A 26,637-nucleotide genomic window follows, 5' to 3' on the forward strand; every position below is an offset into this window, starting at 1 on the left:
CGACCTGGGGATCTGCGCGAGCCCCGATGCCGACCGGCGCACTCCGGCGAACCGGCCGACGACGAAGGGTTCACCACATGACCGAGTCCCGTGACGGGCAGCCCGCCCACGGCGCCCCGGCCTCCGCCCCACCGCCACGCCTGGAAGGGACGATCTCCGCTCACTTCGCGCGTTTCCTGGCGGGGGAGGTGCGCAAGGCCGGCGGCGACCCCGGCAAGGTCGCACGCCTGCCGGACCTGCGGACCGACGTCCTCGACGACGACCTCTCCCGGGTGCCGACCAGCTCCGCGATCGCGATGTGGAGTTACATGGTCTCCAGGAATTCCGCGCAGACCCGCGACGGCGCGCTGCTGCTCACCACACCGCCGCCCGGCAGCTTCGGGCTGTGGGACTACATGCTCACCTCCGGGCCGACCCTCATGGACTCGATCCGCTGTACCGCGCGGCACATGGGCGTCCTGGCCGACCCTGCGGTGGAGAACCTGGAGGGGGTGGAGGACGGCGCTCTGTTCACGATCAGCTATTCGAGCGGTCCGTACGAGGCGGACGTGAGCGCGGCGCAGGAGGTGTTCGCATTGGCGGTGCTGCTGCGGCGCTGCCGCGAGGCGACCGGGGCACCGCTGGTCCCGGTACGCGTGGAACTGCGGCAGAAGGCCCCGCGCTCACGCGCGGCGCTGCTACAGCTGTTCGGCACCTCCCATGTGGACTTCGCGTCGTCGGCCACCTCGCTGACGTTCCTGGCCCAGGACGCCCGCCGGCCATTGCCCAAGGCCCAGCACGGGCTGCTGGAGATGCTGTGCGAACACGCCATCATGACCATGGGCGCGGCAAGGCCTGTACGGGACTGGTACGACGTTTTCCGTCTGACGCTGAACGCCAGTTTCGAACTGGACTCACTGTCCCTGGAGACGGTCGCACAGCAGATGGCGATGAGCCCCCGCACCTTGCAGCGTCGCCTGGCGGAACACAACAGCACCTGGCGCGGCGAAGTGGAGAACGCCCGCCAGGAAAAGGCGCTGGTCCTGCTGCAGGACGGCCGGCTGCCCATGAGCTCGATCGCCGGCCGGGTCGGATACAGCGACGTGCGCGCACTGCGCCGCGCCGTCCACCGCTGGCAGACCCGGCCCACCGGGTCCTTCGAAACCGGCACGCAGCAGACCTGAACCCGGTGCGCCGCCGATGCGGTGGCGGGTTCGGACCTGTCGGTGGCGTGTTCGGTCCCTGTGACGGGAAGGGCGCGGTTTCTAGATTGAGATCGCCGGCCGCGGGGCCGGTCGGCGCCGGGACCGCGCACGTTCTTCGGGCCGCGAGGAAAGGACAAGCGATGTCCAGCCGATTCGCACAGCTCGCCTTCACACCCGGGGTCCAGCGTCATCAGCGGGAGAATGGCAGCGCGCGCGCCTACCGGCCGCTGCTCGACGGCCCCGTGATCGCCGACCGGCTCGGTGAGGCCGAGCGGCAGTTCGTCCGGCAGCGCGACAGCTTCTACCTGGCCAGCGTCGGGGAGACCGGATGGCCCTACGTCCAGCACCGCGGTGGGCCGCCCGGGTTCCTGAAGGTCGTGGACGACGGGACGCTCGGCTTCGCCGACTTTCGCGGCAACCGGCAGTACATCACCCTCGGGAACCTCGACCACGACAACAGGGTCGCGCTTTTCCTCATGGACTACGGCCACCAGGCGCGGATGAAGATCATGGGCCGGGCGAGGGCGGTCGAAGACCCCGCCATGCTCGCCGAGCTGACCGTGCCGGGGTATCGCGCCAAGGTCGAACGCGCCGTGCTGATCGAGGTCGAGGCATTCGACTGGAACTGCCGCCAGCACATTCCGAGGCTCGTCCCGCTCGACGCCGTCGAGCACACCCTGACCTCGCTCCAGGAGCGGATCGCCGAGTTGGAACGGCAGAACACCGAACTGCGCAGGACCGGCATGACGGTGCCCCCTGGCCCGTAGCCTCCGCGCCCAAGGATGCCGTCTCGGCGTAACCGCCGGCCGCCCTCACCCCGTCACCCACTGGTCAGGGCGCCCAAGAGCGGGGAGAGTGGAAACATGCCTCCGACCCCCAGCCACCCCGCCCCACCCCCAAACAAGCAAGGGAGCAAAGCCCCCAATGGGGGGCAAGGGGGCGAAGCCCCCAAACCCGGGCGCAGCCCGGCAAAGACCAACAACCCGAGCCGGCACACAGACACCAGCCACAGGGGGGCGTGGGGGCGGAGCCCCCACATCGGGGGTCCGGGGGTCGCCCCCCGGGCAAACACGACGAAGGAGTGGCAGCCCGCGCCTTCTGCGGGCACACCACTCCCAACTCCGAGTGGGCGAGGAGGGATTTGAACCCTCACATCCTTTCGGACACACGGACCTGAACCGTGCGCGTCTGCCGTTCCGCCACCCGCCCCGGGTGTGCACCCGTTTCCGGGTGCCTGAAAAGGCTAGCACGGTCGGAGCAGTGGTTAGGTATCCAGATACTTCGAGCGAACCTTCGCACCGATACGATCGTCTACCAGTGGGGAAGGGAGGTGCCCGTGGGTGTCATTCAGCGCTTCGAGCGACGGCTCGAGGGCATGGTCGAAGGGGCCTTCGCCCGTGCCTTCAAGTCTGAGCTCCAGCCGGTCGAGGTGGCCAGTGCTGTGCAGCGCGAGATGGACGATCGGGCGGCGATCGTGGCACAGGGCCGCACGCTGGTTCCGAACGACTTCGTCGTGGAGATCTCTCAGCAGGACGGGCAGCGGCTGCAGGTGTACGCCGACAGCCTGAGCCAGGAGCTGGCGAATCTCGCGCGGGAGTACGCGAAGGAGCAGGGGTACTCCTTCGTGGGGCCGGTGCGTGTGCGGTTCGAGAACGCGGGCGATCTCGCCACGGGCATGTTCCGCATCAGGTCGGGGGTGATCAGGGGCTCGACCGTGGAGGGCGGGGAGATCCGCCAGCCGGTGAGCGATGTCCCGCAGGGTGGGCGCGGGGGCGTCTTCGGGGGGCATCCGAGGCTTCTGGTGACCACGGCCGTGGAGGGTTCAGACACGACTCAGCGCACCTATGAGATCAATACACCTGTGACTCTGCTGGGTCGCGGCACCGACTGCGACCTGCGTCTCGTCGATCCGGGCGTGTCCAGGCATCATGCCGAGATACGCGTAGAAGGTCCCGAAATCGCTCTCGTGGATCTAGGGTCGACCAACGGCTCGTTCGTGAACGGGCAGCCGATCCGGCGGGTCACCCTCGTCGACGGCTCCCGCGTCACGATGGGCCGGACCACCCTTGTGTTCCGCCGCGATAGGGAGTAACCCCGACTCCGATGTCCCCATTCACCCTCACGCTGATCAAGCTGGCGTTCCTCGCGGTGCTGTGGCTGTTCGTCATCGCGGCCGTCGGCGTGATCCGGGCCGACCTGTTCGGCTCGAAGGCCGCGTCGAAGGCGGCCACGCGCGCGTCCCAGCCCCGGCCGTCCCGTCCGGCGAGGCAGCCGAAGCCGCCGCGACAGCAGCGAAGCGCCCAGCATGGCGCCCCGACGAAGCTGGTGGTCGTCCAGGGCGAAAGGGCCGGCACCGTCATAGACCTCACGGGGGTGCCCATCACCATCGGTCGGGCGAATGACTCCACGCTCATCGTGACCGACGACTACGCTTCGAGCCGGCATGCCCGACTTTATGCGCAGGACGGTCAGTGGATCGTGGAAGATCTCGGCTCGACCAATGGGACATATCTCGGACGCACGAAGGTGAGCCGGCCTATGCCGGTGCCACCGGGCGTACCGGTCCGTATCGGCAAGACCGTGATCGAGCTGCGCAAATGACTCTGGGAATCCGCTACGCGGCGCGCTCCGACGTAGGAATGCTGCGCGAGGGCAACGAAGACTCGGCGTACGCGGGCTCGCATCTGCTCGCGGTGGCCGACGGGATGGGCGGCCACGTCGGCGGCGAGATCGCCAGTGCGGCGGCGATCGAGGCGCTGCGGGCGCTCGACAAGGACCTGCCGGCCACGGAGCTGCTGGCCGCGCTGGAGCACACCGTCAAGGCGGCGAACGACAACCTGCACCGCATCGTGGAGTCGGACCCCGCCCTCCAGGGCATGGGGACGACGCTGACGGCGATGCTGTGGGCGGGCAACCAGGTCGCGCTCGTGCACATCGGGGACTCGCGCGCGTACCTGCTGCGGGACGGCAGCCTGTTCCAGATCACGCACGACCACACGCTGGTGCAGTCGCTGGTCGACGAGGGCCGGATCAGCCCGGACGAGGCGGCGTCGCATCCGCAGCGTTCGCTGCTGCTGCGGGCGCTGGACGGCCGCGGCGAGGTCGATCCTGATCTGTCGCTGCGGGAGGGGCAGGCCGGCGACCGGTATCTGCTGTGCTCGGACGGCCTATCGGGCGTCGTCACGGCGGAGACGATCTTCCAGGTCCTGACGGACGTGGACGACCCGGACCAGGCCGTCCGGCAGCTGATCGATCTGGCGAACCGCGGTGGCGGCCCCGACAACATCACGTGCGTGGTGGCCGACGTGGTCGACCTGGACCGGCAGCCGCCGACGGGCGGCCCGGGCCACGCGGTGGGCGCGGCGGCGAACGCGGCGCCGCCGGAGCCGCCGGGCGGGGGGCCGGGCTCGAACACGACGGCGACGGACACGCCGGCGAGCCGGGCGGCGCAGTTGCGGGACACGAGGCCGCAGCCGCCGGTCGCGGTGGACGAGATGCCGCCGCCTCCGGCTCCGGCGCCGATGAGCGACCCGATGGGCGGCCCGCCCGCGCCGGGCGCGATGCAGCAGGCGCCCATGGAGCGGCCCCGGCGCGGCGGTGCCCGCCGGTGGACGTGGCTGGTGGTCGTCGCCGGGGTGGTCGTCGTGGGTGTCGTGGCGGGCGGGTTCGTGCTGGTGCAGAACGTCCGCAACGGCTACTACATAGGCGAGCAGGACGGCAGGGTGGTCCTGTTCCGGGGGACGACGCAGGAGGTGCCGGGTCTCAGCCTGTCCCGCAAGGACGAGAACCAGCCGAACCCGACGATCATGGTGGCCGACCTCCCCCAGGACCTGCAGCAGCAGGTGAAGGGCACCTACACGGTGGACGCCCCGAAAGCGGCGTGGAAGAGGCTGGAGAGCGCCGTCTGCAAGTACTCGCTCGTCGACGACGGCGGCAAGGTCGCCATCGTGAAGGGCAAGGACCAGAACAACTGCGAGCAGGCCAAGATCAAGACCAGCGGCGTCTCGGTGGGCGAGCTTCCCGGGTCGGACGCCACGGCGCTCGACAAGGGCGGCATGGCGTTCATCGGGCAGGCGGCCGCGGAGCAGAAGCTGCAGGAGCTGACCACCCGCCGGGACCAGTGCAAGACACCCGATTCCGGCATCCCGGACTGTCCCTCCAACGGGGGGAAATCGTAGATGCATTCGCTCGGGGAGCAGATCAGGGCGCGGCTGCCGTACCAGCGGCGCAACGCGGCCTCGCTGGCGCTGCTGGTCTTCGCGATGGTGCTGACGCTGTCGGCGTTCGCGGAGGTCGGCCTCGCCCGTGACGGCAGCATCCCCGCCGGGCTGTTCGTGTACGGCGGCGGCCTGGTCGTGCTGGCGCTCGCCGCGTACCTCGCCCAGGCGAAGTTCACCCCGTACGCCGACCCGCTGCTGCTGCCGCTGGCGGTGGCGCTGAACGGCGTCGGGCTGGCCATGATCTACCGGCTGGACCTGGACACCAGCGCCGACCGCAAGGCCGCCGCGGCGGCGGGCAAGAAGCTGCTGGAGGACGCCGCAGACGCGCCCAGCCAGCTCATGTGGACGTTCGTCGGCATCGGGCTGTTCGTCGCCGCCGTGCTGATCATGCGGGACACCGACAAGACCGACGCCCCGCTGTCGTTCACGCCGAAGACCGCGCAGCGCTACACGTACCTGATCGGCCTCACCGCGGTCATCCTGCTGCTGCTGCCGATCGTCCCCGGCCTCGGGCAGCAGATCAACGGCGCCCGCGTGTGGATCAGCGTCGGACCGTTCTCGGTCCAGCCGGGCGAGTTCGCCAAGCTGCTGCTCGTCGTGTTCTTCGCCGGCTACCTGGTGAACAAGCGGCAGGCGATGTCGCTGATCGGCAAGAAGGTCGGCCCGTTCAGCCTGCCGCGGGGCCGCGACCTCGGCCCGATCATGGTGATCTGGTTCTTCTGCCTGGGCGTGCTGTTCCTGCAGAAGGACCTCGGCACCGCGCTGCTGTTCTTCGGCCTGTTCATCTCGATGCTCTACATCGCGACCCAGCGCGTCTCCTGGGTCGTGATCGGTACCGGGCTGCTCGCGTTCGGCGTGTTCATCGCGACGCTGCTGCCGTTCATGGGCCACGTGAACCAGCGCATCGACATCTGGCAGAACCCGAAGCCGTACTTCGACGGCGGCTGCCTGATGGAGAGCGGCAAGGTCATCCCCGTCAACCCGAACACCGAGATCTACAAGAAGTACGACACCGAGGGCACCATCTCCCCCGGCTTCACCGCCTGCGCCGAGCTCGGCGGCGAGTACTCCGACAGCGCCCAGCTGATGAAGGGGCTGTTCGCGCTCGGCGAGGGCGGCGTTCTCGGCACCGGGCTCGGGCAGGGCGAGCCGTGGCGGACGCCGCTGTCCTTCAGCGACTTCATCTTCGACTCGTTCGGCGAGGAGCTCGGGCTGACCGGGCTGATGGTGCTGCTGCTGATCTACGCGTTGATCGTGCAACGCGGGATGAAGACCGCCGTGGCGGCGCGCGACCCGTTCCTGAAGCTGTTCGCGGGCGGTGTCTCGTTCGTCCTGGCCCTCCAGGTCTTCGTGATCGTCGGAGGCGTCACCCGGCTCATCCCGCTGACCGGCCTGACGACGCCGTTCCTGTCCCAGGGCGGCTCGTCGCTGATGGCCAACTGGATCCTGATCGCGATTCTGGTGCGGATGAGCCATGACGCGCGCAAGCCGGCCCCGCAGGCGATCCAGGACGAGGGCATGACCCAGATCGTGAGCACGAGGTGAGTTCCGCCGCATGAACATGGACAAGCCGATACGCCGGGTCGCGATCTTCGCGCTGCTGTTGTTCTTCGGGCTGATGGCGCAGATCAACTACGTCCAGGGGAGCCAGGCGGAGGATCTGCGCACCGACTCCAACAACAGCCGGCAGTTCGCGGACGTGTTCAACTCGCCGCGGGGGCAGATATCCGCGGGCGGCGAGGTGCTGGTGACGTCGGAGCCGACCGGCAAGGACAACCCGAAGTACGGCCGGTCCTACAAGGACGGCCCGGTCTTCGCACCGGTCACGGGGTACTTCAACGGCGGTGCCACGCAGGTCGAGCGGGCCTACAACTCGCTGCTCGGCGGCAAGGACAAGCGCATCACGCAGCAGCGCTGGTTCGACTCCTTCATCGGCAAGCCGGCCGACGGCGCGAACGTCGAGCTGACGATCGACCCGGAGGCGCAGCGCACCGCGTACCAGCAGTTGAAGGCGAAGACGGCGCCGGGGCGCCGCGGCGGCGCGGTGGTGATGGACGTGAAGACGGGCGCGCTGAAGGTGGCGGCGTCGTGGCCGTCGTTCGACCCGAACGAGGTGGCGCCGCAGACGGGCGAGAAGGGCGCGAAGAAGCTGGAGCAGCTGAACGATGGCAACGGCGTCGTCAAGCCGCTGGTCGACAACGCGCTGAGCCAGACGTTCCCGCCCGGTTCGTCGTACAAGACGGTGACGTCGGCGATCGCGATGCAGAAGCTCGGCATCGACAGCTCGACCACGATCCAGACGGGGCAGCTCATCCTGCCGGAGTCGAACCGGCCCCTGCCGAACTCCCACGACAGCGGCAGCTGCGCGGGCACGGCCCCGCTGCGGGGCGCGTTCGCCGAGTCCTGCAACACCTCGTTCGCGAAGATGGCGCTCGACATGGGCATCCGGCAGCTCAGCGAAGGTTCCTCGAAGTTCGGCTTCAATGAGCGCGTCCAGCTGGAGCCGGACATGTTCGCGGCCGAGAGCGACGTTCCCGTGTCGTACACGGGCCCCGACGGCAAGACCATCCAGACCGGCCAGGACGGGACGGCCCGGTCCGGCATCGGGCAGGAGAACGTGCGGGCCACCCCGCTGCAGATGGCGCTGGTCGCGGCCGCCGTCGCCAACGAAGGCAAGATCATGAGCCCGTATGTGGTGCAGAAGGTCCGGGCGAAGGACCAGAGTGAGCTCTACAACGCCTCGCCGGAGGAGTTCAAGCAGCCCATTACCGACGAGCAGGCCGAGCAGCTGGCGGACATGATGCGCGCAGTGATCAGCGAGGGAACCGCGAAGAACCTGCAGGGCATGCGGATCGCCGGGAAGACCGGTACCGCCGAGCAGGGGACGGGCAACCCGAACGCCCGCTGGTTCGTCGGGTTCAGCCCGGTCGAGGACCCGCGCTACGCGTTCGCCGTGATGACCGAGGGCGCGGGCTCCGGCGGCGCCGACGCCGGCCCGGTCGCCGGGGCGATCATGGCTAAGGTTTTGCAGAAGTGAGCAGGGGCCTCGTCCTCAACGACCGGTACCGGCTGCTGGAGCGGCTGGCCATCGGCGGGATGGGCGAGGTCTGGCGCGCGTCCGACGACACCCTCGGGCGGCAGGTGGCGGTGAAGCTGCTGCGGCTGGAGTTCGGGTCGGACATGTCGGCGCGTGGCCGGTTCGAGTCGGAGGCGCGGTTCGCGGCGGAGCTCGGGCATCCGGGGATCGCGCGGGCGTACGACTTCGGTGAGCAGGACGGCCGGGCGTTCCTGGTGATGGAGCTGGTGCCGGGCGAGCCGCTGGACGAGATCCTGGCGCGCGACGGCGGGCTGCCGCTGGAGGCCGTCCTGGACCTGATGGTGCAGGCGGGACGGGCGCTGACGGTCGCGCACCAGGCGGGGGTCGTGCACCGCGACGTCAAGCCGGCGAACCTGATGGTGTCGCCGGACGGCACCCTGAAGATCACCGACTTCGGAATCGCGCGGCGGCTGGCGGCGGCGTCGCAGACCCAGACCGGGATGGTCATGGGGACGGCGCATTACATCTCGCCGGAGCAGGCGCAGGGACTTGAGCTGTCTCCGGCCACCGACCTGTACTCGCTGGGCGTGGTGGCGTACGAGTGCCTGACGGGTGCGCAGCCGTTCGACGGCTCCACCCCGGTGGACGTGGCGCTGAAGCATGTCCGGGACGCGCCGCCGGAGCTGCCGTCGCGGTTCCCGGAGGCGGCACGCGAGCTGGTCATGGAGATGCTGGCGAAGGACCCGGCGGACCGTCCGGCGGACGCGGAGACGGTCGCCGCGCGTGCCCAGCGGATCCGCGCGGCCCTCAGCACGGGGCGTCTGCCGCGGACGAACGCCGAGGCGGCGGGGCCCGGCCGGGCACCCCACCCGAAGATCGTTACTCAATCGACTACTTTGTCGGGATTTGACGTAGCTCTGGGGACGGATAACCTCACCACGGGGTCAGTGCGCGGGCAACGGCGCACGACACTGACGTACACGTCGGTCGCGGCCGTCCTGCTGGTCTGCACCATCGTGATCGGGTCACTGTGGAAGGGCTACGCGTTCACGGGATCCGGCGACGAACGGGTCCCGCCCGGCTCCCCGGCGACCCTGCCGGTCGGAGACGACGTCGTCGACGAACCTGTCGTCCACCCGGGCACCCCCACCGCCCCGACGAGGAACCAGAACCGCAGTTCGCCAAGGCCGACTGTCACGCAGCGGTACCAGACGCATAGGATCCGTCCGTCAACGCCGGACACCCGCAAGGCGTCCCCTTCACACAAGCCATCAAGCAATCCGCCCCGGGCGACTCCCACCGCCCCAGAGCCAACACCCACGCTGACGGAGAGCCCCACCACGACTCCGTCAACTCCGAGCCCGGATCCCTCGCAGGAAGAGAGCGGGGAGCTAGGTTCGGAGGACAAGGTGTAGACGTACGAGGGAAAGTGCACATATGAGTCAACCTCGGCTGCTCGGCGGCCGCTACGAGCTCGAAACGGTGATCGGGCGAGGCGGCATGGCCGAGGTCTACCGTGCCCGGGACCTGCGCCTCGATCGCATCGTCGCGGTCAAGACGCTACGGTCCGACCTGGCCCGTGACCCCACGTTCCAGGCCCGGTTCCGGCGCGAGGCCCAGTCGGCCGCGTCGCTGAACCACCCCTCGGTCATCGCCGTTTACGACACCGGCGAGGACATGATCGGCGACACCTCCATCCCGTACATCGTCATGGAGCACGTGGACGGGAGCACGCTGCGCGACCTGCTGCGGGAGAACCGCGCGCTGCTCCCCGACAAGGCGCTGGAGATCACCGACGGGATCCTGCGCGCGCTGGACTACAGCCACCGCGGCGGGATCGTGCACCGCGACATCAAACCGGCCAACGTGATGCTGACCCGGCAGCACGAGGTCAAGGTCATGGACTTCGGCATCGCCCGCGCCATGGCCGACACCGCCGCCACCATGACGCAGACCGCGCAGGTCATAGGCACCGCGCAGTATCTGTCGCCGGAGCAGGCGCGCGGCGAGCGGGTCGACGCCCGCAGCGACATCTACTCGACGGGCTGCGTCCTGTACGAGCTGCTGACCGGCAAACCGCCGTTCACCGGCGACTCCCCGGTCGCGATCGCCTACCAGCACGTCCGGGAGGAGCCCGTCCCGCCGTCGCAGGTGGACCCGCAGATCCCGCAGTGGGCCGACGCGATCGTGCTGAAGGCGATGGCGAAGGAAGCCGACAACCGCTACCAGAACGCGAACGAGTTCCGGCAGGAGATCCAGCGCGTCCTGCAGGGGCAGCCGGTGGCGTCCAACGCCGCGTCCACGATGATGATGGGCTCGCAGGCACAGGGCACCCAGGTCATGGGCGGATACCCGGGCGGCGCACCGCCGCGCACGCAGATGCAGCGGCCCGTCGACAACGGCTACGGCCTGCCGCCGGCCCGCTACGACGATGACGACTTCCCCGAACGCGGCGGCGCCGGCAAGAAGGCCGCCCTGTGGCTGGGCCTCGCCGTGCTGTTCATCGGCGGAGCGGCCCTCATCGGCTTCTTGATGAGCGGCAACGATGGCAGCGACCAGGTCGCCATCCCCAAGAGCATCGTCAACGTCTCGCAGAGCGACGCAACGGCCCAGCTCACCAAGCTGGGCTTCAAGGTCGGCCCGCCGAAGACGGAGTACAGCGACGAGATCCGGAAGGGATTCGTCATCAGCTCCGACCCGAGGCCCGGCACCGACGCGGCCAAGGGCGCGACGGTGTCGCTGCTGGTCTCCAAGGGCAAGAAACCGCCCACGGAGATCGAGGTCCCCGACGTGACCGGCAAACCGTACAGCACGGCGAAGAAGATTCTGGAGCAGCGCGGGTTCGAGGTCGAGAAGCGCGTCGAGAACAGCGAAAGCGTCCCGCGGCTCAGCGTGATCAGCACCGACCCGCCCGGCGGCTCGAAGGCGCCGAAGAACGCGACGGTCACCGTGGCCATCTCCAACGGCCCGAGCAACCTCAAGGTGCCGGACCTGTTCAACAACAGCCAGCGGGCCGCCTGCGGCAAGCTGGAGGATCTCGGGCTGAAGTGCAAGGTGGAGAAGGCCGTCGCGCCTCCCGACCGGCAGGTCTCGCCCGGCCTGGTCTTCAACCAGCAGCCCGGCCCCGACGCGACGGTCGCCCCCGGCGACACCGTCACGATCTTCATCGCCGAGAAGCCGCCGCCCACGCCGACAACTCCCGGCACCCCTCCCACTCCCGGCATCCCGGGCTTCCCCGGCGGCGGTGACGGCTGATCCGACGCGTTGAAGGGCCCCGGTCCGCCTCTCTCCGAGGCGGGCCGGGGCCCTTCGCCACTTCGGGCCGCACGTGGGCATGCAAGAGGGCTTCCGCCACTCGGGGGCAATGGCGGAAGCCCTCATCATGGACTTCGTCCCGACGCCGCAGGACGTTACGGATTTCAACCGAAATTTTCCCGCGGCCGCGGCCGCCGCGGGGCCGAGACCGGGTCACCGTGGGGCGATGCAGGTGGTCAGCCAGGTTCTCAGGAGGTGGTGGCCGCCTGCGGAGAGGATCGATTCGGGGTGGAACTGGACCCCCTCGATGGGGCGGGTCCGGTGGCGGAGGCCCATGATCACGCCTTCGGGCGTGCGGGCCGTCACGTCCAGGGGCGCGGAGACGGTGTCGGGCTGGACGGCCAGCGAGTGGTAGCGCGTCGCGGGGAACGGGTTCGGGAGGCCGTGGAAGACGCCTGCGGCGTCGTGGGTGATCTCGCTGGTGGAGCCGTGGACGATCTCCGGGGCACGGGAGACCTTCGCGCCGTACACGTGGGCGATCACCTGGTGGCCCAGGCAGACGCCGAGGAGGGGCCTCGCTCGGAGTTCGGCGTCCCGGACGAGGTCCAGGCAGATGCCCGCGTCGGCGGGGTGGCCGGGGCCAGGGCTCAGCAGGACGCCGTCGGCCGCGGCGGCGTCCCGGAGGGTGGCGTCGAGGCAGTCCATGACCGTGCACTCGGCGCCGAGTTCCAGCAGGTACTGGACGATGTTGTAGACGAAGCTGTCGTGGTTGTCCACGACGAGGACGCGCACCGGTCAGCCGGGGAGCGACGTGCCGGTCGGGGTCGGGCCCTCCACGACGCCCTGGTCGAACTGGACCTTGGGTTCCACCCACGGGAACACCAGGTACCAGAAGACGGCGGCCACGGCGATGGCGAGGCCCAGCGCCGTGGCGGTCTTGGCCGGCCACGCGCCCGGCAGTCGGCGCCAGATCCAGGCGTACACGGGACCTCCTAGGTTCCGGTGGCGGACTGCCGCACCCGGGGCACGGACGACGCCAGCTCACCGAAGATGATCATTCGTTCGGCGGCGGAGTATTTGGGATGGCAGGTGGTGAGTGTGATCAGGCGTTCGGTCGGCTCGCGCCCGGGGTGGCCCGGGACGGGTGCGGTCACCTCCACCGCCGACGGCCCCACGATCTCGCGGCCGGTGACCTTGTAGACGTACTGCCGGTCCCGGGTGTCGATGAGGATCTCGTCGCCTCGTTCGAGTTCGCCGAGCCGGTTGAAGGGGGCCGAGTAGGTGGTCCGGTGCCCGGAGATCACGAAGTTGCCGACCTGGCCCGGCAGCGCGGTGCCGGGGTAGTGGCCGGGGCCCTTGCGCAGGTCCTCGCGGTCGACGCCCTCGATCACGACGAAACCGTAGTCGTCCCCGAACTCGGGGACGCGGATCATCGCGAGGCCCTTGCCGAGCTTCACCTTCTCCGTGGTGACCTTGGACGCCTGCCACTTGCCCAGCAGTTCCTCGCTGAGGCGATCCTGCTGGCCCTGGGTGTAGCGGCCGGTGCCCCACAGCGAGTAGGTGACGAAGAGCATGACGATCAGCCCGGCGGTGATGCACAGCTCGCCCATGCCACGGATCAGCATCCGCACCGGTGCGTCCTCCTCGGGGGTCCGGCCGGCTAGTCCGGCACCGTAGCGTGCTTCATCGTCACGTTGCCCGTGAAGGGCGGCAGCGTGGCGTTCTCCACCGTCCGCACCGAGTAGCCGAGGCCGTACGCGCGGACGTACTTGCGGTAGGTCGCGATCTCGGGGGACGCACCGAGCGCCGCGCGGAGCCGTTCCGGGTCGCCGACGGCGGTGATCCGGAACGGCGGGGAGTACACGACGCCCTGGAGGATCAGCGTATTGCCCACGCAGCGGACGGCGCTCGTCGAGATCACCCGCTGGTCCATGATCTGCATCGCGCGGGCGCCGCCGGCCCACAGCGCGTTCACGACGGCCTGGACGTCGCTCTCGTGGACGACGAGGTCGTCGGGGCGGACACCCCGCGGCAGGTCACCGGATTTCGGCAGCGGCGCGTCGTCCAGGGAGACGCGGACGGCGGCGCCGCTGAGCGCGGTGAACCCGGCGCGGGCGGCGAGGCGGTCGGCTTCCGCCCGGGCCCGTTTCACGCGGGCGTCGTGACGTCCGGCCTCCCGCGAGATACGGTCGATCTCGTGGCGGAGCCGCCGGTACTCGTCGCGCTCCTGGCGGCTGCGGCGCTGCTCCGCCGCGATGAGCTCGGTGATCTCGGTGCGGCCCTGCTCGCGCAGGCTCGTGCCGCGGGCCGTGCTCGCGCTCGCCGCGAACAAGGTTCCCGCAAGGAGCGTGAGAACTGGGATGATGCTTCCCCACGCTGGACGCCGTACGCTGCTCACCAGCGACTACGCTAACCGACAAAACACCCATGCGCGGTCCGGCGCTCCGGCCGCCGGAACGCCCGAGGAGATCGACTCACCGTGGCCAAGTCGAAAACCCGCAAGAAGGCCGTCTACACGCCCCCGCAGAAGTCCAAGGCGCCCGAGGTCAGCCCCCGCTGGCTGGTGCCGACGATGGTCGGGCTCTGGCTCGTCGGCCTGATCTGGATCGCCGTCTTCTACGTGACGGCCAGCACCGGCACCGACGTGCCGTACATGTCCGACCTGCACAACTGGAACCTGGGCATCGGGTTCACCGCGATCATTCTCGGTGTGATCCTGTCGACCCGGTGGCGCTGACCGCCAGTTGTCCACAGATCGGGGCGGGTAGGCCCCGGTTTTCCCCAGGTTTTCCACAGGTGAGGGCGCGGACGCCGCGTGCCATGAGCGGCGTCCGCGCAAGGCTCACGGCTACCCCGCGGCGGGTGCCAGCTCCGCCGTCCGGACGACGACCAGCGCGGCGAGCAGGGCGAACGTGACGAGCGGAGCCGCGATGTGCAGCAGCCGCCGCCGCGCCGCCGGCGCGTACACGTAGGCGGCGGCCAGCGCCGCGCCCACGACGAGCCCGCCGACGTGCCCCTCCCAGGAGATGTTCGGCACCGAGAACGTGATCACCAGGTTGATCACCAGCAGCACCACGATCGGCCCGACCGGCCCGCCCAGCTTCCGGCCGACCACGAAGAACGCGCCGAACAGGCCGAAGATCGCGCCGGACGCGCCGACCGCCGAGGACGCCGGGTCGCCGACCAGGTACAGCAGCACCGAGCCGCCCAGCCCCGACAGCATGTACAGGGCCAGGAACCGCCACCGGCCGAGCACCTGCTCCAGCGCGGGGCCGACCGCCCACAGCGCCCACATGTTGAACAGGATGTGGGTGATGCCGAACGTCCCGCCGCGCTGGTGCAGGAACATCGTGGTGAACAGCCGGTACCACTCGCCCTCGGCGACCCCGCCGACGTCGCCGTCGGGCAGGACGCCGCGTCCGAGCATCATGAACTCCCACACGACACGCCACGACGCCAGCTCGGCGAGGTACATCGCCACGCACGCGCCGATGAGCGTGTACGAGACGACCGGCACCGCGGACGTGGAGGCCCGTGCGCCGATGGGCGTCCGGGGAACCGCCCTGCGGATGCTCCGGTTACCCTCCGCGACGCATTCCACGCACTGGTGTCCCACCGCCGCGTCCCGCATGCACTCGGGGCAGATGTAGCGGTCGCACCGCGTGCAGCGCACATACGTCTCCCGGCCCGGGTGCCGGTAGCAGGTCGGCACCGAGGTCTCGGGGGCGGGACTGGGTTCTGTGCTCATCTGGGGCTCCGTGGGCCGGTGCGGGTCGCACCCGTCGCGGGTCTCACCCGGTTTCAGGTCTCACCGTAGGAACGTCTAACGGCGCTCGATCGTCACCGACTCGATGACGACGTCCTCCTGCGGACGGTCATTGCGGCCCGTCGGGACCTTCCCGATCCGGTCGACGACGTCGGTGCCCTCGATGACCTTGCCGAAGATGGTGTGGCGGCCCGTCAGGTGCTGGGTGTGGGCGACACTGAGCGTGATGAAGAACTGGGAGCCGTTCGTCCCGGGCCCGGCGTTGGCCATCGCCAGCAGGTACGGCCGGTTGAACTTCAGGTCCGGGTGGAACTCGTCCTTGAACTGGTAGCCCGGCCCGCCGGTGCCGGTGCCCAGCGGGTCACCGCCCTGGAGCATGAACTGGTCGATGACGCGGTGGAAGACGGTGCCGTTGTAGAGCGGCGCGTCGGACTTCTGGCCGGTGCGCGGGTCGTGCCACGTCCGGTTGCCCTCCGCCAGGTCGACGAAGTTCGCCACCGTCTCGGGCGCCTGCTCCGGGTACAGCTGGATCACGATCTTGCCGAGCGACGTGTTGAGCGTCGCGAAGATTTCGTTGGCCACCCTGGCCTCCTCCTCATGGAGTTGGTCTGTACGTCTGGACTTTGGGGTCTCTCGTCATGCCCGAAAGTGGTCACCCTGCGTGATCTGGCGGTTGCGCATACAGGGTTTACCCCCCTGTCGTTGGGAAGGCTGCATGACAGGACCTCGCAAACAGGGAGGTTAGCGTGTCCCTAATGATCAGTATCCGTCGGAAGCCGCAGGAGGCAGTTCTCACGCGGTTCGGCCGCGCCCAGGAGGCCGCCCGGCAGGGCGCCGATGCGTGCCGTCAGGGTGCCTCTTCCGCGGCGGAGCGGATCAGGCCCGCCGCGGGTGAGCGCATCATGATCGTCCGTGGCTGGAGCGCACCGAGGCTCCGGCAGGCGGCCCGGTATGTGGAGACCGGGCTCGCCCCGCGGGTGAGCACGTTCCTGAGCGATGCCGCCCACCGGGTGGAACCGCCGAAATCGTCCAAGCCCGGGCGTGGCGCCTTCATGACGATGATGGGGGTGGTCGCCGCCGTCGGCGTGGCCGGTGTGGTGGCGACACGGCGCGGCGTCATCCGAGACCTGACCAAGGGTTCCGGTGAGCACGCGGAGGACGCCACTTCGGCCGACTCCATGACGGTCACCGGCGCCGATGTCGACGGTCAGGTGCACACTCCGCACTAGCGTGCACACCGGGGGCCCGGCCGGGAAACGGCCGGGCCCCCGTCATGCGCCGCGTGCACCGATTCACGTTCGGTCGATCGCGTCCCTTTATCCCCTGCGGTAGCTACCACCCGGTACGGTGAACGCCATGTCGCCGAAACGCTCGACCCGGCAGGTGCTGGCGGCCCGGGCCAGAGACCGGGCGCGCCGGGGCGTGCACACGGCCGTGCATCACGCCTGGGAGTGGATCCAGCGGCACGGCGAGATCACCCCGCGGACACCGGGCCGCCGCAAGTTCGCCTACCTGGGCGAGGGCGCGTGCATCGGCTTCCCGGTCGGCTCCATCTACGGCGAGCCGTGGATCTCCATCGGCGACCACACGCTGGTCGGCACGCACGTCACCATCTCGGCGGGCTTCGTCCCCGGCCTCGACCTCGGCCCGGACGTCATCGTCCGGATCGGCGCGAGCTGCTCCCTCGGACGCGGTACCCACATCGTCGGCCACCAGTCCATCTCCATCGGAGACGACGTCTTCACCGGCCCCAACGTCTACATCACCGACCAGAACCACGCCTACGGCGACCTGCACACCCCCATCGGGCGGCAGTGGCCGGAGAACAACCCCGTCGTCATCGGCGACGGCTGCTGGATCGGAACGGGCGCGATCATCCTCCCCGGCACCCGGCTCGGCCGCAACGTCGCCGTCGCGGGCGGCGCCGTCGTCCGCGGCGAGTTCCCCGACCACGCCGTCATCGGCGGCGTCCCCGCCAAGATCCTCCGCAGCCACGACAAGGAGAACGGTTGGCAGCCGCCGCTGCGCACCGAGCCCCTCATGTCCCTGGACGAGCTGGCCGCCCTCTCCGTGGACGGTCTCGAAGGCCTCCAGATCCTCCAGGACAGGCTGCGCGAGCAGTCCGCCGCCCGCGAGGACGACGTCCCCCGCGAAGACGACGTGTTGCACGAAGAGGCGGGCTAGCGGCCCAGAAGCGGGCTGGCGGCCCAGCAGTGCGGCGCCGTCCCCGGCACAGGCTGGAAAGGGAGGAGCCCCGCCCGGGTGGGGCGGGGCTCCGGACCACGTCGGGTCAGTTGTAGCGGGCGGGGCGGCGGTCGCCGCCGTCGCGGTAGGAGCCGCCCCGGCGGTTGGGGTGCGAGCCGCCGCCGGTGCGGGGGCCGCCGCCGCGGCGCTCGCCGCCGGAGTAGGAGCCGCGGTGCTCGCCACCCTCGCGGGGACGGCCGCCGCCGTCCTGGCGGTCGTACGAGCGCGGGGCCCGGCCGCCGCCGCCGAAGCCGCGTCCGCCGCGGCGTCCGCCCTGGCGGCCCCGGCCGCCGCCGGCGCGCTGCGGGCGCTCGGGGATGATCGGGCCCTCGATCGGGATGCCGGACGGCGGGCGGGCGCCGGTCAGCTTGACCAGCTCCGCGTCGCCGGTGGCGACCCGGGTGCGGGGCGCGTTGATGCCGGCGCGGCGCGTCATCGCGGACGTCGCGCGCACCTGGTGCGGCAGGACGAGCGTGACGACGGTGCCGCTCTCACCGGCCCGGGCCGTGCGGCCCGCGCGGTGCATGTAGTCCTTGCTGTCCGCGGGCGGGTCGACGTGCATGACGAGCGACACGTCGTCCACGTGGATGCCGCGGGCGGCGACGTCGGTGGCGACCAGCACGCTGATCGAGCCCTCGCGGAACTCGGCGAGCGTGCGGGTGCGCAGGCCCTGGCTCTTGCCGCCGTGCAGGCCCGCCGCGCGGACGCCGACCTGGACGAGCTGCTTGGCGAGCCGGTCGACGCCGTGCTTGGTGCGGGCGAACAGGATCGTCCGGCCCTCGCGGTTGGCGATCTCGGCGGTGACGGCGGCCTTCTCCTTGGGCGCGACGAGGAGGAGGTGGTGCTCCATCGTGTCGACGGACTCGTCGACCGGGCCGATGGCGTGCCTCACCGGGTCGTTCAGGTAGCGCTTGACCAGGACGTCGACGTCCTTGTCGAGGGTGGCGGAGAACAGCAGGCGCTGCCCGCCGGGCTTGGCGGCGTCGAGGATGTCGGTGACGTCGGGCAGGAAGCCCATGTCGGCCATGTGGTCGGCCTCGTCCAGCACCAGGATCTCGATGTCGGACAGGTCGCAGGCGCCCTGCCGCATCAGGTCCTTGAGACGGCCGGGGGTGGCGACCAGGATCTCGACGCCGCGGCGCAGCGCGTCGATCTGCTTGAACATCGACGTCTGGCCGATGACGGTCTTGAAGTGCAGCCCGAGGCCGCGGCCGAGCGGCTCCAGGTTGGTCTGCACCTGCTGGGCCAGCTCGCGGGTCGGCACCAGGATCAGCGCCAGGGGGCGCTTGGGGGCGGCCTTGCGGCCGGAGAGCCGGGTCAGGAGCGGCAGGCCGAACGCCAGGGTCTTGCCGGAGCCGGTCTTGCCGCGTCCGAGGACGTCGCGTCCCGCCATCACGTCGGGGATCGCGGCGACCTGGATGGGGAACGGCGCGTCGATTCCCTGACGGCTCAGGGAGTTCACCAGCGACGGCGCCAGGCCGAGCTCGGCGAAGGTGGGAACCTGCTCCTCGTCCGCGGTGGCGGGCATGGACGGGTTCTGTGCAGCGGCAGCTGAGGTCACGCATTACCTTCCGAGAGGGGGGCACGTCTCGGGAGGCACCACGGTGTGTGTGGGCTGCAAGGACGAGCCTGACGCCATGGGGCGTCGAAGAATGATTCCTAGAGTCTAACGTCGCCGTGGTGGCTTCTTATGCCCAGTCCCGGATAGAACATTCCGTGTCATTGGTTTCCCGGGGTGTCAACAGTCACAGGAGATGGTGGTCACAGGGGCGGTGAGCGGGTCGGGGGAGCGCCGGGTGACCGTCCGCGCGGCGGTCTCCACGGGGAGCCCTTCACGAGCCCAGTATTCGACTCCGCCGATCATCTCGTTCACCGGAAAGCCGAGCTCGGCGAACAGCAATGCGGCCTTCGTCGCACCATTGCAGCCGGGGCCCCAGCAGTGGACGACCACGGTCACGTCCCGGGGTATCCGCGTCGCGGCGCGTCCGGCGATCTCGGTGGTCGGGAGGTGGAGCCCGCCCGGGATATGGCCCTGGTCCCAGCTTTCGGCGCTGCGCGTGTCGACGACCACGATGCCGCCGCCGCCCGCGTTACCCGGTTCGCCTCGCTCAAGGATCTGTGCGGCCACATCGGACACGTCGGTCTCGAACGAGAGGCGGGCGGCGAAGTGGCGGACGGCTTCCTCGCTGGACGCGGCGGGGTGGGAGACGCTCATCTGTTGCTCCTTGACCAGGGGGCTTTCGCGAACGCCTCCATGCTGCGGCGATGGCGGCCCAGCCGGACAGTGGCGTGAACGACGACCATCGATAAAATTCCGCCATGTTCGTCGCTCCCCCCCGCACGCCGGCAGACGGTGTCGGTGCTCGCGTTCGACGGGATGGCACCGTTCGAACTCGGCTCGGTCGTCGAGGTGTTCGGGCTGCCGCGCCCGGAACTGGACGTCCCCTGGTACGACCTGCGGGTCTGCTCGCTGGAACGCGGCCCGATGCGCGCGGTCGGCGGCTTCACGTTGACGGCCGAGCACGGCCTCGGCGCGTTCGCGTCCGCGGACACATGGCGGCCCTGCCGCTGCTGGAGGAGGGCGTCACGCCGGTCGAGGAGGTCGGTGCGGCCGTCGGCTTCGAGAGCCCGGTGACGTTCCGGCACCATTTCGCGCGGGCGATGAAGACCTCACGTCCGGCTACCGGCGCACCTTCCGCGACCCGGGCGCGTCCGCGTAGCAACGCCCGCCCGGGGGACGCGCGGATGCCGTCCGGGGGCGTGGCGGGGGCGGACGGCCGTGCGGACCCGAATACGGTCACGAACCGGGGATGGTCCCCGGATATTCCTTGACAGGGGTGTCCACCGCACGTCAAGCGGGGTTGGCCGCCGGGCCGCGGCTGGTGCGCCCATGACGTCAGCGTCGCCCGGACGGCGGAACACCAGGTCAGCGCACCTGCCGCGAACGCGGATCGGGCCCGGACCCGGCGAGCGGGATAGGGAGAGTCCTAATTCGGCGGCGACATGACCGGTATCGGCGCGCACAAGACCTGCCAGTTCATCCTGTCAATAAAGTCATGGTTGATCATTGATCGGGCCACTGGCCTTTGTTAACGTGCCTCCGCAGCGGGAACCCCGGACGCTCACCACAAGTGAGAGTTCAAGCCCGCTGCGCAACACCCCGCCATACCCGCCATCGAACCGAAACCGTTCTCGCGTTCCTGCCGGTACAACCGGCCAGGCGCACACAACTACACCCGACCCCATGAAGTAGTCAGGTGAACGGTATAAGCAAATGACAATTCAATCTGCCGACAAGGAAGTCGGCGGCACCCTGGGAAAGCGGATTATCTCGTTCGCCCGGAACCCGCTTTTCCAAGGTGACGCCCAGGTACTGCACGCTCCCAACCCCTACCGCCGGATGCTGGTCCCGGACGCGCTCGCCGCGGCCGACTTCGACCGGCCGCCGGGCGCCGGCCAGTGGGCCGCGCACCGCTCGCTCGCCGCGCACCGGCTGCTCGGCACGTTCTACGAGGCCGACACGGTCCTGCTTCCCGACCAGGGGCTGGCCGGCCTGCACGAGGACTTCGACCTCTTCTACGGCTCCGAGCTGCGCGAACTCCGGGAGTCGTCCGTCTCGGCCCTGGAACGTTTCGCGTTCGCCTGCCTCGACGACGCCGTGGACGTCAGCGGCGCCACCACACCCGACGTGCTGGACGCCTATTTCCAGCACGTGGTCGCCGAGGCCGAGAACGGTCCATCGCCCGCGCTGGCCGCCATCGCCGGGGCCCGCGACCGGGAGAGCGCCGCCGACCTGTACCTGGTCCAGCTCGCGCTCGACGGCCTCACCGAGGCGTCCGCGATGTCGCGCAACCTCGCCGGCGCCTACGGGCCGGAGCAATCCGCCCTGTTCAAGATCTTCATCGATGAATTCGGGTACGGGGTCTACGACGCCAAGCACACCACCATCTTCGCCAAGATGCTGCGCAGCCGCGGGATGGCGACCCATGTGCACGCGTACTGGAACTTCTACCTCGCGGGTCCACTGGCGACGAACAATTACTATTACTACCTGTCCCGCGACCATGCGAAGTTCTTCCGCTATGCAGGTGCGGTGACCTATGCGGAGGCGGTTTTCGCGCCCGCCTTCGTCGAGATGGTCAAGGTGTTCCGGGATATCTTCGGAGCCGAAGTCGATCTGCATTACTGCGACGAGCACGCACATATCGACGAGCATCATGGGCGCATCACCAGGGAGCAGGTGCTGCTGGCCCTGGCCGAAAGGCACGGCCCCCGGGTCGTCCCCGAGCTGATGCGCGGCGTCGCCGAGGCCCGGCTCATCGGCGGATGGTTCGAGGACGACACCGCGGCGCAGATCCGGTGGGCGGACGACCTGCCCCGCCACCGGGAGCTCGCCGAAACGGTCCGGCTCGGGCCCACGCCGCCGCGGCGGGTCGCCCTGACGCCGGACAGCCCGTTCGGGACGCGCGGCCATGACGACGCCATGGTGCTGGAGGTCGAGCGCGGCGAGGCGGAGCTCATCACCACCCCGACCGGTCCGCCCGAGCGGCTGGCACGCGGAGACGTGGTGCTGATCCCGGCGGGCCGGCTCTACGGGGTGCGGCCGGCCGCCGCCGGAACCGCCTACCTGCTCCATACCGCGGCACCCGACGGCTGATCCAGCGCGAGGCGCCGTGCCGGAGCGGCGTCCGTTCCGTCCCTGGACACACCGGTGGGGCACGTACGGCCCTCGCCATGTGCCCCTACCCCGTACCCCCTGATCTCCCTCGCCCGCGCCGTGCCGGTGCCCCGCCCTCCGCCCGTCACCCGGCCGCGCCCGAACGACAAGAGGAGCCGATGGCCCGCGTCATCGTCATGGATCTGAGCCGCCACAACACCGTGATGGTCGGCCACGACCGCTACTTCGTCCTCCACACCGAAGGGCGGGCGCTGCTCGTCCTCGACCGCTGCCCGCACCGGGGCGGGCCGCTGAGCCTGGCCCGCCTCACCCCGGACGGGCGGCGCCTGAGCTGCCCCTGGCACGGCACCAAGGTGGGCGTATCGGCCGTGAAGCGCACCAGCCTGCCGATGGTGCGCAGCGGCGACGAGGCGGTCGTCGTCCTCCCGGACGGCGCCGAAGGCGGGGACGGCGGCGCGCCGATCTCGGTCATCCACAGGGAGATCCTCGCCAACCTGCCGCCGGACGCGCCCTGCGCGGCCGACGCGCTCGACACCGCCGGCGGCGAGGGGGCCGTGCGCCGATGACGACGGACAGCGCCACCAACACCTCACCACCTGGTCCGAACCGAGGAGGCACGGTCGTGGAGCCGACGCACGAATCCGACCTGCTGGAGCCCGCTCCGGAGATCCACGCCGACCTGGAGCTCGCGCACTTCCTGCGCTGGGGACGCGACCTGCACCACCAGGGCCGCTACGAGGACGCCGCCAAGGCGTACGAACTCATCCTCGGCGTGGACCGCGACAACGAGGAGGCGCGGATCGGCCGGAACCGCGCCGTCCGCCGCGCCGTCCCCCGCTGGCACTGGGAGATGCTGCACGACGAGGAGCGCGCCGAGCTCTACGACCGGGCGATCCGGCGGGCGGTCGCGTCGGACCCGGACTCGCTCGTGCTGGACATCGGCGCCGGATCGGGACTGCTGGCGATGATGGCCGCCCGTGCCGGGGCGCGCCAGGTCGTGGCGTGCGAGGGGCAGCAGGCCGTGGCCGAGACGACCTCCCGGGTCGTCCGGGTGGCGGGGTACGACGACGCGGTCACCGTCGTCCCGAAGATGTCCACCCGGATGACGGTGCCGGAGGACCTGCCCAGGCGGGCCGACCTGCTGGTCACCGAGATCGTCGACTGCGGGCTGCTCGGCGAGGGCATCCTCGGCACGATCGCGCACGCCCGCGAGCATCTGCTCACCCGGGACGCGACGATCATGCCGTCGCGGGGACGGATCATCGCCCAGCTGATCGAGAGCGAGCCGCTGCACCGCAAGAACCACGTGGGCAAGCTGTACGGGTTCGACCTGGCGCCGTTCAACCGGCTGTCGACGCTCGAGTACTTCGACTCCCGGCTCCACCGGCACGAGCACCGGGCGCTGTCGGACCCGCTGACGGTGTTCGACTTCGACTTCCACACCGCCGACGCGACACCGCGCAGCACCGAACTCCTGGTGCGTCCCACCGCCGCGGGAAAGCTGCACGCGATCGCGTTCTGGTTCGAGATGGAGTTGCTCCCCGGCATCACCCTCGACAACGCACCCGGGCACGACTCGCACTGGAAGCAGGCGATCCAGTGCCTGCCCGCCCCGGTGCACGTCCAGCCGGGCGAGCCGGTCGTGCTGGACGCGGCCCACGACGGCGAGTGCGTCCGCTTCACCGTTCCCGCCGGGACGGCCCCCTGCCAGGACCGCGATGTCTCGGAGGCGGCGCGATGACGATCACCACGTCGGAACGGTCCGGTGCCCTCGCGGCGTACTGCGCGCAGCGGATCTTCCAGCCGGGGCCGGAGGTGTACATCGCCGGGAACCCGTTCCGGCGGCCGATCGGCCCGCCCGGCGCGGGAGACCGGGACTTCTCCGTCCCGGCCACCGAGGCGGAGTTCCTGAGCGGCGGGCAGCTCGTCGCGGGGCGCGTGCTGTGCAACGCCTACGAAAGCGACATGATCCTGTTGCCCGCCGAGGGCCTCGCGGCGGCCAAGGACGACTTCGACCTGTTCTACGGCGACGAGGTGCGGCGGCTGCGCGACCTCGTCCGGCCGGATCTGGAGCGCTACGCCTTCTCGTTCCTGGACGACGCCGTGCCGGTCCCGCCGGTCCGGACGCTGGACGAGCTGCAGGAGTACTTCCTCGCCGAGGTCGGCGGGGCGGGGGCGCCGGCGGACGCGTCCGGGAACAACCCGGCGGTGGACGCGGCCGCGCCGGTGACCGGCACGATGCGGACCATCACCGAGTGCCGGCACCCGGAGGAGGCGGCGGCGCTGCACCTGATCCAGCTCGCGCTGGACGCGCTGACGGAGGCGTCGGCGATGGCGCGCAACCTGGGCGGGTCCTACGGCGTCGAGCAGTCCGAGCTCTTCAAGATCTTCAACGACGAGTTCGGGTACGGCGTGTACGGCGCCAAGCACAGCACGATCTTCAAGGAGATGCTGGCCAGCGTCGGGCTGCGCACCGACGTGCACGCGTACTGGAACTTCTACCTGACCAGCTCCCTGGTCGGGGTGAACTACTTCAACTGGCTCACCGAGGACCACCGCGGGATGTTCCGCTACATGGCCGCGGTGACGTACCTGGAGTGGCTGTTCGCCCAGGGGTTCGCCGATACCGGGGCGATGCTCCGCGCCGTCTACGGCGACCGGGTCGACGCCAAGTACTGCGACGAGCACGCCCACATCGACATCCACCACGGGCGGATGACGTACGAGAACCTCCTGCTCGGGCTGGCGCGCACCCACGGTGAGCTGGTCATCCCCGAACTGGTGCGCGGCATCGAGGACACCAAGCTCCTGCTGCGGCTCGGCGACGCCGACTTCCGCGCCCAGATCGCCTGGGCCGACACGCTCGACGACCACGCCGAGGCCGGCGCCGCGCTGGCGTCCTCCGGGCTGGACGACGCCGTGACCAGCACCCTTCGCCCCGACAGCCCGTTCTGTACCGGCGTGTACGAGACCGACCGGCTCGTCGAGGTCACCGCCGGTGAGGTGGACGTGTACGCGTGGGCGACCGAGCACCCGCACCGCCTCGGTGCTGGCGACGTGCTGCTGGTGCCGCGCAACCGCCTGCACGGTTTGAAGGCCGCCTCGCCGGAGGCGCGCGTGACCGTCCGAACCATCGAAAGGACGTCCCACGATGGCTGAGAACTCCTCCCCGGTCGGCTCGTACAACGAGTGGGACCCGCTCGAAGAGGTGATCGTCGGCGTGATCGACGGCGCCGCCGTCCCGCCGTGGCATCCGGCGATCGAGGCGACGGTGCCGCCGGAGGCGTGGGACTTCTACCGCCGCAACGGCGGCGGCGGCTTCCCGGCCGATCAGGTCGACGCGGCCCGCGAGGAACTCGACGGGTTCGTGTCGATCCTGGAGGGCGAGGGGGTGACGGTCCGGCGGCCCGACCCGGTCGACCAGTCCCGCTCGTTCGGCACCGCCGACTGGTCGTCCACCGGCGGGTCGTCGCACACGTTCCCCCGCGACATCGCGCTGGTGGCGGGGGACCAGATCGTCGAGGCGACGATGGGCTGGCGGTCGTACTACTTCGCCACCCACCCGTTCAGGACGATCTTCAAGGACTACTTCCGCCGCGGCGCCCGCTGGGTCGCCGCGCCGAAACCGCAGCTCACGGACGCGTCCTACAACCCCGGCTACGCATCGGCGAAGCCGGAGACTCCGTCGCCGGACGACCCGTTCCCTGACATGACGTCCGTCATCACCGAGTTCGAGCCGATCGTGGACGCGGGCGACTTCATGCGGTTCGGCCGCGACATCCTCGTCCAGCGCAGCCACGTCACCAACCGGTTCGGCATCGAGTGGACGCGGCGGCTGCTCGGCGACGAGTTCCGGGTGCACGAGGTGGCGTTCATGGACGACCATCCGATGCACCTCAACGCCACGTTCGTCCCGCTGCGTCCCGGCCGCGTCCTGATCAACCCGGAGCGGGTGCCCGAACTGCCGGAGATGTTCGCGGACTGGGACGTGCTGATCTGCCCCGAGCCCGCCATCCCCGCCGACCAGACGATGTACTTCTGCAGCCGCTGGATCGCGATGAACACCCTGATGCTCGACCAGGACCGCATCTTCGTGGAGGCGCAGGAGACCGAGTTGCTGCGGCTCCTGGAGAAGGAGGGCTTCACGCCCATCCCCGTCCCGTTCCGCACGGTCAACACGTTCGGCGGCGGTTTCCACTGCGCCACCCTCGACGTCCGCCGGCGCGGCGGACTCCAGGACTACTTCTCCTGAC

26 protein-coding genes and 1 tRNA gene are annotated in these 26,637 nt (G+C 70.1%); 18 read left to right on the top strand and 9 right to left on the bottom strand.

Annotated elements, in window-relative coordinates:
* The first annotated feature begins 77 nt into the window (after positions 1-77).
* Entirely contained in the window at positions 78-1,163 is a 1,086-nt protein-coding gene (locus ACGFK0_RS12395) for an AraC family transcriptional regulator ligand-binding domain-containing protein (protein WP_392903611.1), read from the top strand.
* Positions 1,164-1,324: 161 nt separating this feature from the next.
* Complete coding sequence (locus ACGFK0_RS12400; RefSeq protein WP_392903614.1) at positions 1,325-1,951, top strand: pyridoxamine 5'-phosphate oxidase family protein; 627 nt, start codon at positions 1,325-1,327, stop codon at positions 1,949-1,951.
* A gap of 359 nt (positions 1,952-2,310) precedes the next feature.
* Here the strand turns inward: ACGFK0_RS12400 and ACGFK0_RS12405 are convergent.
* Positions 2,311-2,393, bottom strand: a tRNA-Leu gene (locus tag ACGFK0_RS12405).
* A 127-nt stretch (positions 2,394-2,520) separates the two neighbouring features.
* On the opposite strand from ACGFK0_RS12405, the gene ACGFK0_RS12410 reads away from it, so the two are divergent.
* The 7 genes from ACGFK0_RS12410 to pknB are packed head-to-tail and all read left to right on the top strand — an operon-like array spanning position 2,521 to position 11,696.
* Positions 2,521-3,276, top strand: a complete 756-nt coding sequence (locus ACGFK0_RS12410; RefSeq protein WP_021596783.1) for a DUF3662 and FHA domain-containing protein — start codon at positions 2,521-2,523, stop codon at positions 3,274-3,276.
* A gap of 11 nt (positions 3,277-3,287) precedes the next feature.
* Positions 3,288-3,785 carry an FHA domain-containing protein gene (locus ACGFK0_RS12415; RefSeq protein WP_392903617.1) on the top strand — a complete coding sequence of 166 codons (498 nt, stop codon included), beginning with the start codon at positions 3,288-3,290 and terminating at the stop codon, positions 3,783-3,785.
* The gene (locus ACGFK0_RS12420) at positions 3,782-5,362 is read left to right on the top strand and encodes a Stp1/IreP family PP2C-type Ser/Thr phosphatase (protein ID WP_392903620.1); all 1,581 of its coding nucleotides are present in this window, start codon (positions 3,782-3,784) and stop codon (positions 5,360-5,362) included. Before ACGFK0_RS12415 ends, ACGFK0_RS12420 begins: the two co-directional genes overlap by 4 nt.
* On the top strand, positions 5,363-6,949 hold the full coding sequence (locus ACGFK0_RS12425) for an FtsW/RodA/SpoVE family cell cycle protein (RefSeq protein WP_392903622.1): 1,587 nt from the start codon (positions 5,363-5,365) through the stop codon (positions 6,947-6,949).
* A gap of 10 nt (positions 6,950-6,959) precedes the next feature.
* Positions 6,960-8,441: a peptidoglycan D,D-transpeptidase FtsI family protein gene (locus tag ACGFK0_RS12430; protein WP_392903624.1), complete on the top strand. Its 1,482-nt coding sequence runs from the start codon at positions 6,960-6,962 to the stop codon at positions 8,439-8,441.
* Positions 8,438-9,856 carry a serine/threonine-protein kinase gene (locus ACGFK0_RS12435; RefSeq protein ID WP_392903627.1) on the top strand — a complete coding sequence of 473 codons (1,419 nt, stop codon included), beginning with the start codon at positions 8,438-8,440 and terminating at the stop codon, positions 9,854-9,856. Before ACGFK0_RS12430 ends, ACGFK0_RS12435 begins: the two co-directional genes overlap by 4 nt.
* A gap of 22 nt (positions 9,857-9,878) precedes the next feature.
* Complete coding sequence (pknB, locus tag ACGFK0_RS12440; protein ID WP_392903629.1) at positions 9,879-11,696, top strand: Stk1 family PASTA domain-containing Ser/Thr kinase; 1,818 nt, start codon at positions 9,879-9,881, stop codon at positions 11,694-11,696.
* Between the two features lie 213 nt (positions 11,697-11,909).
* On the opposite strand, the gene ACGFK0_RS12445 is transcribed toward pknB, so the two are convergent.
* From ACGFK0_RS12445 to ACGFK0_RS12460, 4 genes are read right to left on the bottom strand one after another with little or no spacing between them, the layout of a single operon-like run.
* A complete protein-coding gene (locus ACGFK0_RS12445) occupies positions 11,910-12,488 on the bottom strand; it encodes an anthranilate synthase component II (protein ID WP_392903632.1) in 579 nt (192 codons plus the stop codon).
* 3 nt (positions 12,489-12,491) lie between these two features.
* Positions 12,492-12,680, bottom strand: a complete 189-nt coding sequence (locus tag ACGFK0_RS12450) for a hypothetical protein (RefSeq protein WP_392903635.1) — start codon at positions 12,678-12,680, stop codon at positions 12,492-12,494.
* Between the two features lie 8 nt (positions 12,681-12,688).
* Positions 12,689-13,321 (bottom strand): class E sortase, encoded by a 633-nt coding sequence (locus ACGFK0_RS12455; protein WP_392904053.1) that lies wholly within the window; start codon positions 13,319-13,321, stop codon positions 12,689-12,691.
* 35 nt (positions 13,322-13,356) lie between these two features.
* The gene (locus ACGFK0_RS12460; protein ID WP_392903637.1) at positions 13,357-14,094 is read right to left on the bottom strand and encodes a DUF881 domain-containing protein; all 738 of its coding nucleotides are present in this window, start codon (positions 14,092-14,094) and stop codon (positions 13,357-13,359) included.
* An 81-nt stretch (positions 14,095-14,175) separates the two neighbouring features.
* On the opposite strand from ACGFK0_RS12460, the gene ACGFK0_RS12465 reads away from it, so the two are divergent.
* Positions 14,176-14,433 (top strand): cell division protein CrgA, encoded by a 258-nt coding sequence (locus tag ACGFK0_RS12465; protein WP_392903640.1) that lies wholly within the window; start codon positions 14,176-14,178, stop codon positions 14,431-14,433.
* 111 nt (positions 14,434-14,544) lie between these two features.
* Here ACGFK0_RS12465 and ACGFK0_RS12470 read toward each other — a convergent pair whose 3' ends face one another.
* Both ACGFK0_RS12470 and ACGFK0_RS12475 read right to left on the bottom strand, forming a co-directional pair.
* Complete coding sequence (locus ACGFK0_RS12470) at positions 14,545-15,444, bottom strand: rhomboid family intramembrane serine protease (RefSeq protein ID WP_392903643.1); 900 nt, start codon at positions 15,442-15,444, stop codon at positions 14,545-14,547.
* A 75-nt stretch (positions 15,445-15,519) separates the two neighbouring features.
* Complete coding sequence (locus ACGFK0_RS12475; RefSeq protein ID WP_392903645.1) at positions 15,520-16,044, bottom strand: peptidylprolyl isomerase; 525 nt, start codon at positions 16,042-16,044, stop codon at positions 15,520-15,522.
* A 173-nt stretch (positions 16,045-16,217) separates the two neighbouring features.
* Here ACGFK0_RS12475 and ACGFK0_RS12480 point away from each other — a divergent pair, with 173 nt between their 5' ends.
* Both ACGFK0_RS12480 and ACGFK0_RS12485 read left to right on the top strand, forming a co-directional pair.
* Positions 16,218-16,691, top strand: a complete 474-nt coding sequence (locus tag ACGFK0_RS12480; RefSeq protein WP_392903647.1) for a hypothetical protein — start codon at positions 16,218-16,220, stop codon at positions 16,689-16,691.
* Positions 16,692-16,818: 127 nt separating this feature from the next.
* Positions 16,819-17,646, top strand: a complete 828-nt coding sequence (locus ACGFK0_RS12485; protein ID WP_392903650.1) for an acyltransferase — start codon at positions 16,819-16,821, stop codon at positions 17,644-17,646.
* 106 nt (positions 17,647-17,752) lie between these two features.
* On the opposite strand, the gene ACGFK0_RS12490 is transcribed toward ACGFK0_RS12485, so the two are convergent.
* Together ACGFK0_RS12490 and ACGFK0_RS12495 are read right to left on the bottom strand one after the other, a co-directional pair.
* Complete coding sequence (locus ACGFK0_RS12490) at positions 17,753-19,267, bottom strand: DEAD/DEAH box helicase (protein ID WP_392903653.1); 1,515 nt, start codon at positions 19,265-19,267, stop codon at positions 17,753-17,755.
* Between the two features lie 177 nt (positions 19,268-19,444).
* On the bottom strand, positions 19,445-19,921 hold the full coding sequence (locus tag ACGFK0_RS12495) for a rhodanese-like domain-containing protein (protein WP_392903656.1): 477 nt from the start codon (positions 19,919-19,921) through the stop codon (positions 19,445-19,447).
* A gap of 162 nt (positions 19,922-20,083) precedes the next feature.
* Here ACGFK0_RS12495 and ACGFK0_RS12500 point away from each other — a divergent pair, with 162 nt between their 5' ends.
* From ACGFK0_RS12500 to ACGFK0_RS12525, 6 genes are all read left to right on the top strand, one after another.
* Positions 20,084-20,341 carry a hypothetical protein gene (locus tag ACGFK0_RS12500; RefSeq protein ID WP_392903659.1) on the top strand — a complete coding sequence of 86 codons (258 nt, stop codon included), beginning with the start codon at positions 20,084-20,086 and terminating at the stop codon, positions 20,339-20,341.
* 639 nt (positions 20,342-20,980) lie between these two features.
* Entirely contained in the window at positions 20,981-22,363 is a 1,383-nt protein-coding gene (locus ACGFK0_RS12505) for an iron-containing redox enzyme family protein (protein ID WP_392903661.1), read from the top strand.
* A gap of 179 nt (positions 22,364-22,542) precedes the next feature.
* Entirely contained in the window at positions 22,543-22,950 is a 408-nt protein-coding gene (locus tag ACGFK0_RS12510) for a Rieske (2Fe-2S) protein (protein ID WP_392903664.1), read from the top strand.
* Between the two features lie 56 nt (positions 22,951-23,006).
* Complete coding sequence (locus tag ACGFK0_RS12515; protein WP_392903666.1) at positions 23,007-24,125, top strand: 50S ribosomal protein L11 methyltransferase; 1,119 nt, start codon at positions 23,007-23,009, stop codon at positions 24,123-24,125.
* Positions 24,122-25,543: an iron-containing redox enzyme family protein gene (locus ACGFK0_RS12520; RefSeq protein ID WP_392903668.1), complete on the top strand. Its 1,422-nt coding sequence runs from the start codon at positions 24,122-24,124 to the stop codon at positions 25,541-25,543. Before ACGFK0_RS12515 ends, ACGFK0_RS12520 begins: the two co-directional genes overlap by 4 nt.
* On the top strand, positions 25,536-26,636 hold the full coding sequence (locus tag ACGFK0_RS12525) for a serine/threonine protein kinase (RefSeq protein WP_392903670.1): 1,101 nt from the start codon (positions 25,536-25,538) through the stop codon (positions 26,634-26,636). Before ACGFK0_RS12520 ends, ACGFK0_RS12525 begins: the two co-directional genes overlap by 8 nt.
* The last annotated feature ends 1 nt before the right edge of the window (position 26,637 follow it).

The sequence above is a fragment of the Spirillospora sp. NPDC048823 genome (assembly GCF_043198445.1).
Classification (GTDB): Bacteria; Actinomycetota; Actinomycetes; order Streptosporangiales; family Streptosporangiaceae; genus Spirillospora.

What these genes read in the sequence shown, in the direction of transcription:
- ACGFK0_RS12420 (WP_392903620.1), top strand. Translation starts at nt 3,782, where the DNA reads ATGACTCTGGGAATCCGCTACGCGGCGCGCTCCGACGTAGGAATGCTG.
- ACGFK0_RS12455 (WP_392904053.1), bottom strand. Translation starts at nt 13,321, where the DNA reads ATGCTGATCCGTGGCATGGGCGAGCTGTGCATCACCGCCGGGCTGATC.
- ACGFK0_RS12480 (WP_392903647.1), top strand. Translation starts at nt 16,218, where the DNA reads ATGATCAGTATCCGTCGGAAGCCGCAGGAGGCAGTTCTCACGCGGTTC.
- ACGFK0_RS12525 (WP_392903670.1), top strand. Translation starts at nt 25,536, where the DNA reads ATGGCTGAGAACTCCTCCCCGGTCGGCTCGTACAACGAGTGGGACCCG.
- ACGFK0_RS12485 (WP_392903650.1), top strand. Translation starts at nt 16,819, where the DNA reads ATGTCGCCGAAACGCTCGACCCGGCAGGTGCTGGCGGCCCGGGCCAGA.
- ACGFK0_RS12395 (WP_392903611.1), top strand. Translation starts at nt 78, where the DNA reads ATGACCGAGTCCCGTGACGGGCAGCCCGCCCACGGCGCCCCGGCCTCC.
- ACGFK0_RS12470 (WP_392903643.1), bottom strand. Translation starts at nt 15,444, where the DNA reads ATGAGCACAGAACCCAGTCCCGCCCCCGAGACCTCGGTGCCGACCTGC.
- ACGFK0_RS12510 (WP_392903664.1), top strand. Translation starts at nt 22,543, where the DNA reads ATGGCCCGCGTCATCGTCATGGATCTGAGCCGCCACAACACCGTGATG.
- ACGFK0_RS12400 (WP_392903614.1), top strand. Translation starts at nt 1,325, where the DNA reads ATGTCCAGCCGATTCGCACAGCTCGCCTTCACACCCGGGGTCCAGCGT.
- ACGFK0_RS12505 (WP_392903661.1), top strand. Translation starts at nt 20,981, where the DNA reads ATGACAATTCAATCTGCCGACAAGGAAGTCGGCGGCACCCTGGGAAAG.
- pknB (WP_392903629.1), top strand. Translation starts at nt 9,879, where the DNA reads ATGAGTCAACCTCGGCTGCTCGGCGGCCGCTACGAGCTCGAAACGGTG.
- ACGFK0_RS12500 (WP_392903659.1), top strand. Translation starts at nt 20,084, where the DNA reads ATGGCACCGTTCGAACTCGGCTCGGTCGTCGAGGTGTTCGGGCTGCCG.
- ACGFK0_RS12520 (WP_392903668.1), top strand. Translation starts at nt 24,122, where the DNA reads ATGACGATCACCACGTCGGAACGGTCCGGTGCCCTCGCGGCGTACTGC.
- ACGFK0_RS12415 (WP_392903617.1), top strand. Translation starts at nt 3,288, where the DNA reads ATGTCCCCATTCACCCTCACGCTGATCAAGCTGGCGTTCCTCGCGGTG.
- ACGFK0_RS12495 (WP_392903656.1), bottom strand. Translation starts at nt 19,921, where the DNA reads ATGAGCGTCTCCCACCCCGCCGCGTCCAGCGAGGAAGCCGTCCGCCAC.
- ACGFK0_RS12425 (WP_392903622.1), top strand. Translation starts at nt 5,363, where the DNA reads ATGCATTCGCTCGGGGAGCAGATCAGGGCGCGGCTGCCGTACCAGCGG.
- ACGFK0_RS12430 (WP_392903624.1), top strand. Translation starts at nt 6,960, where the DNA reads ATGAACATGGACAAGCCGATACGCCGGGTCGCGATCTTCGCGCTGCTG.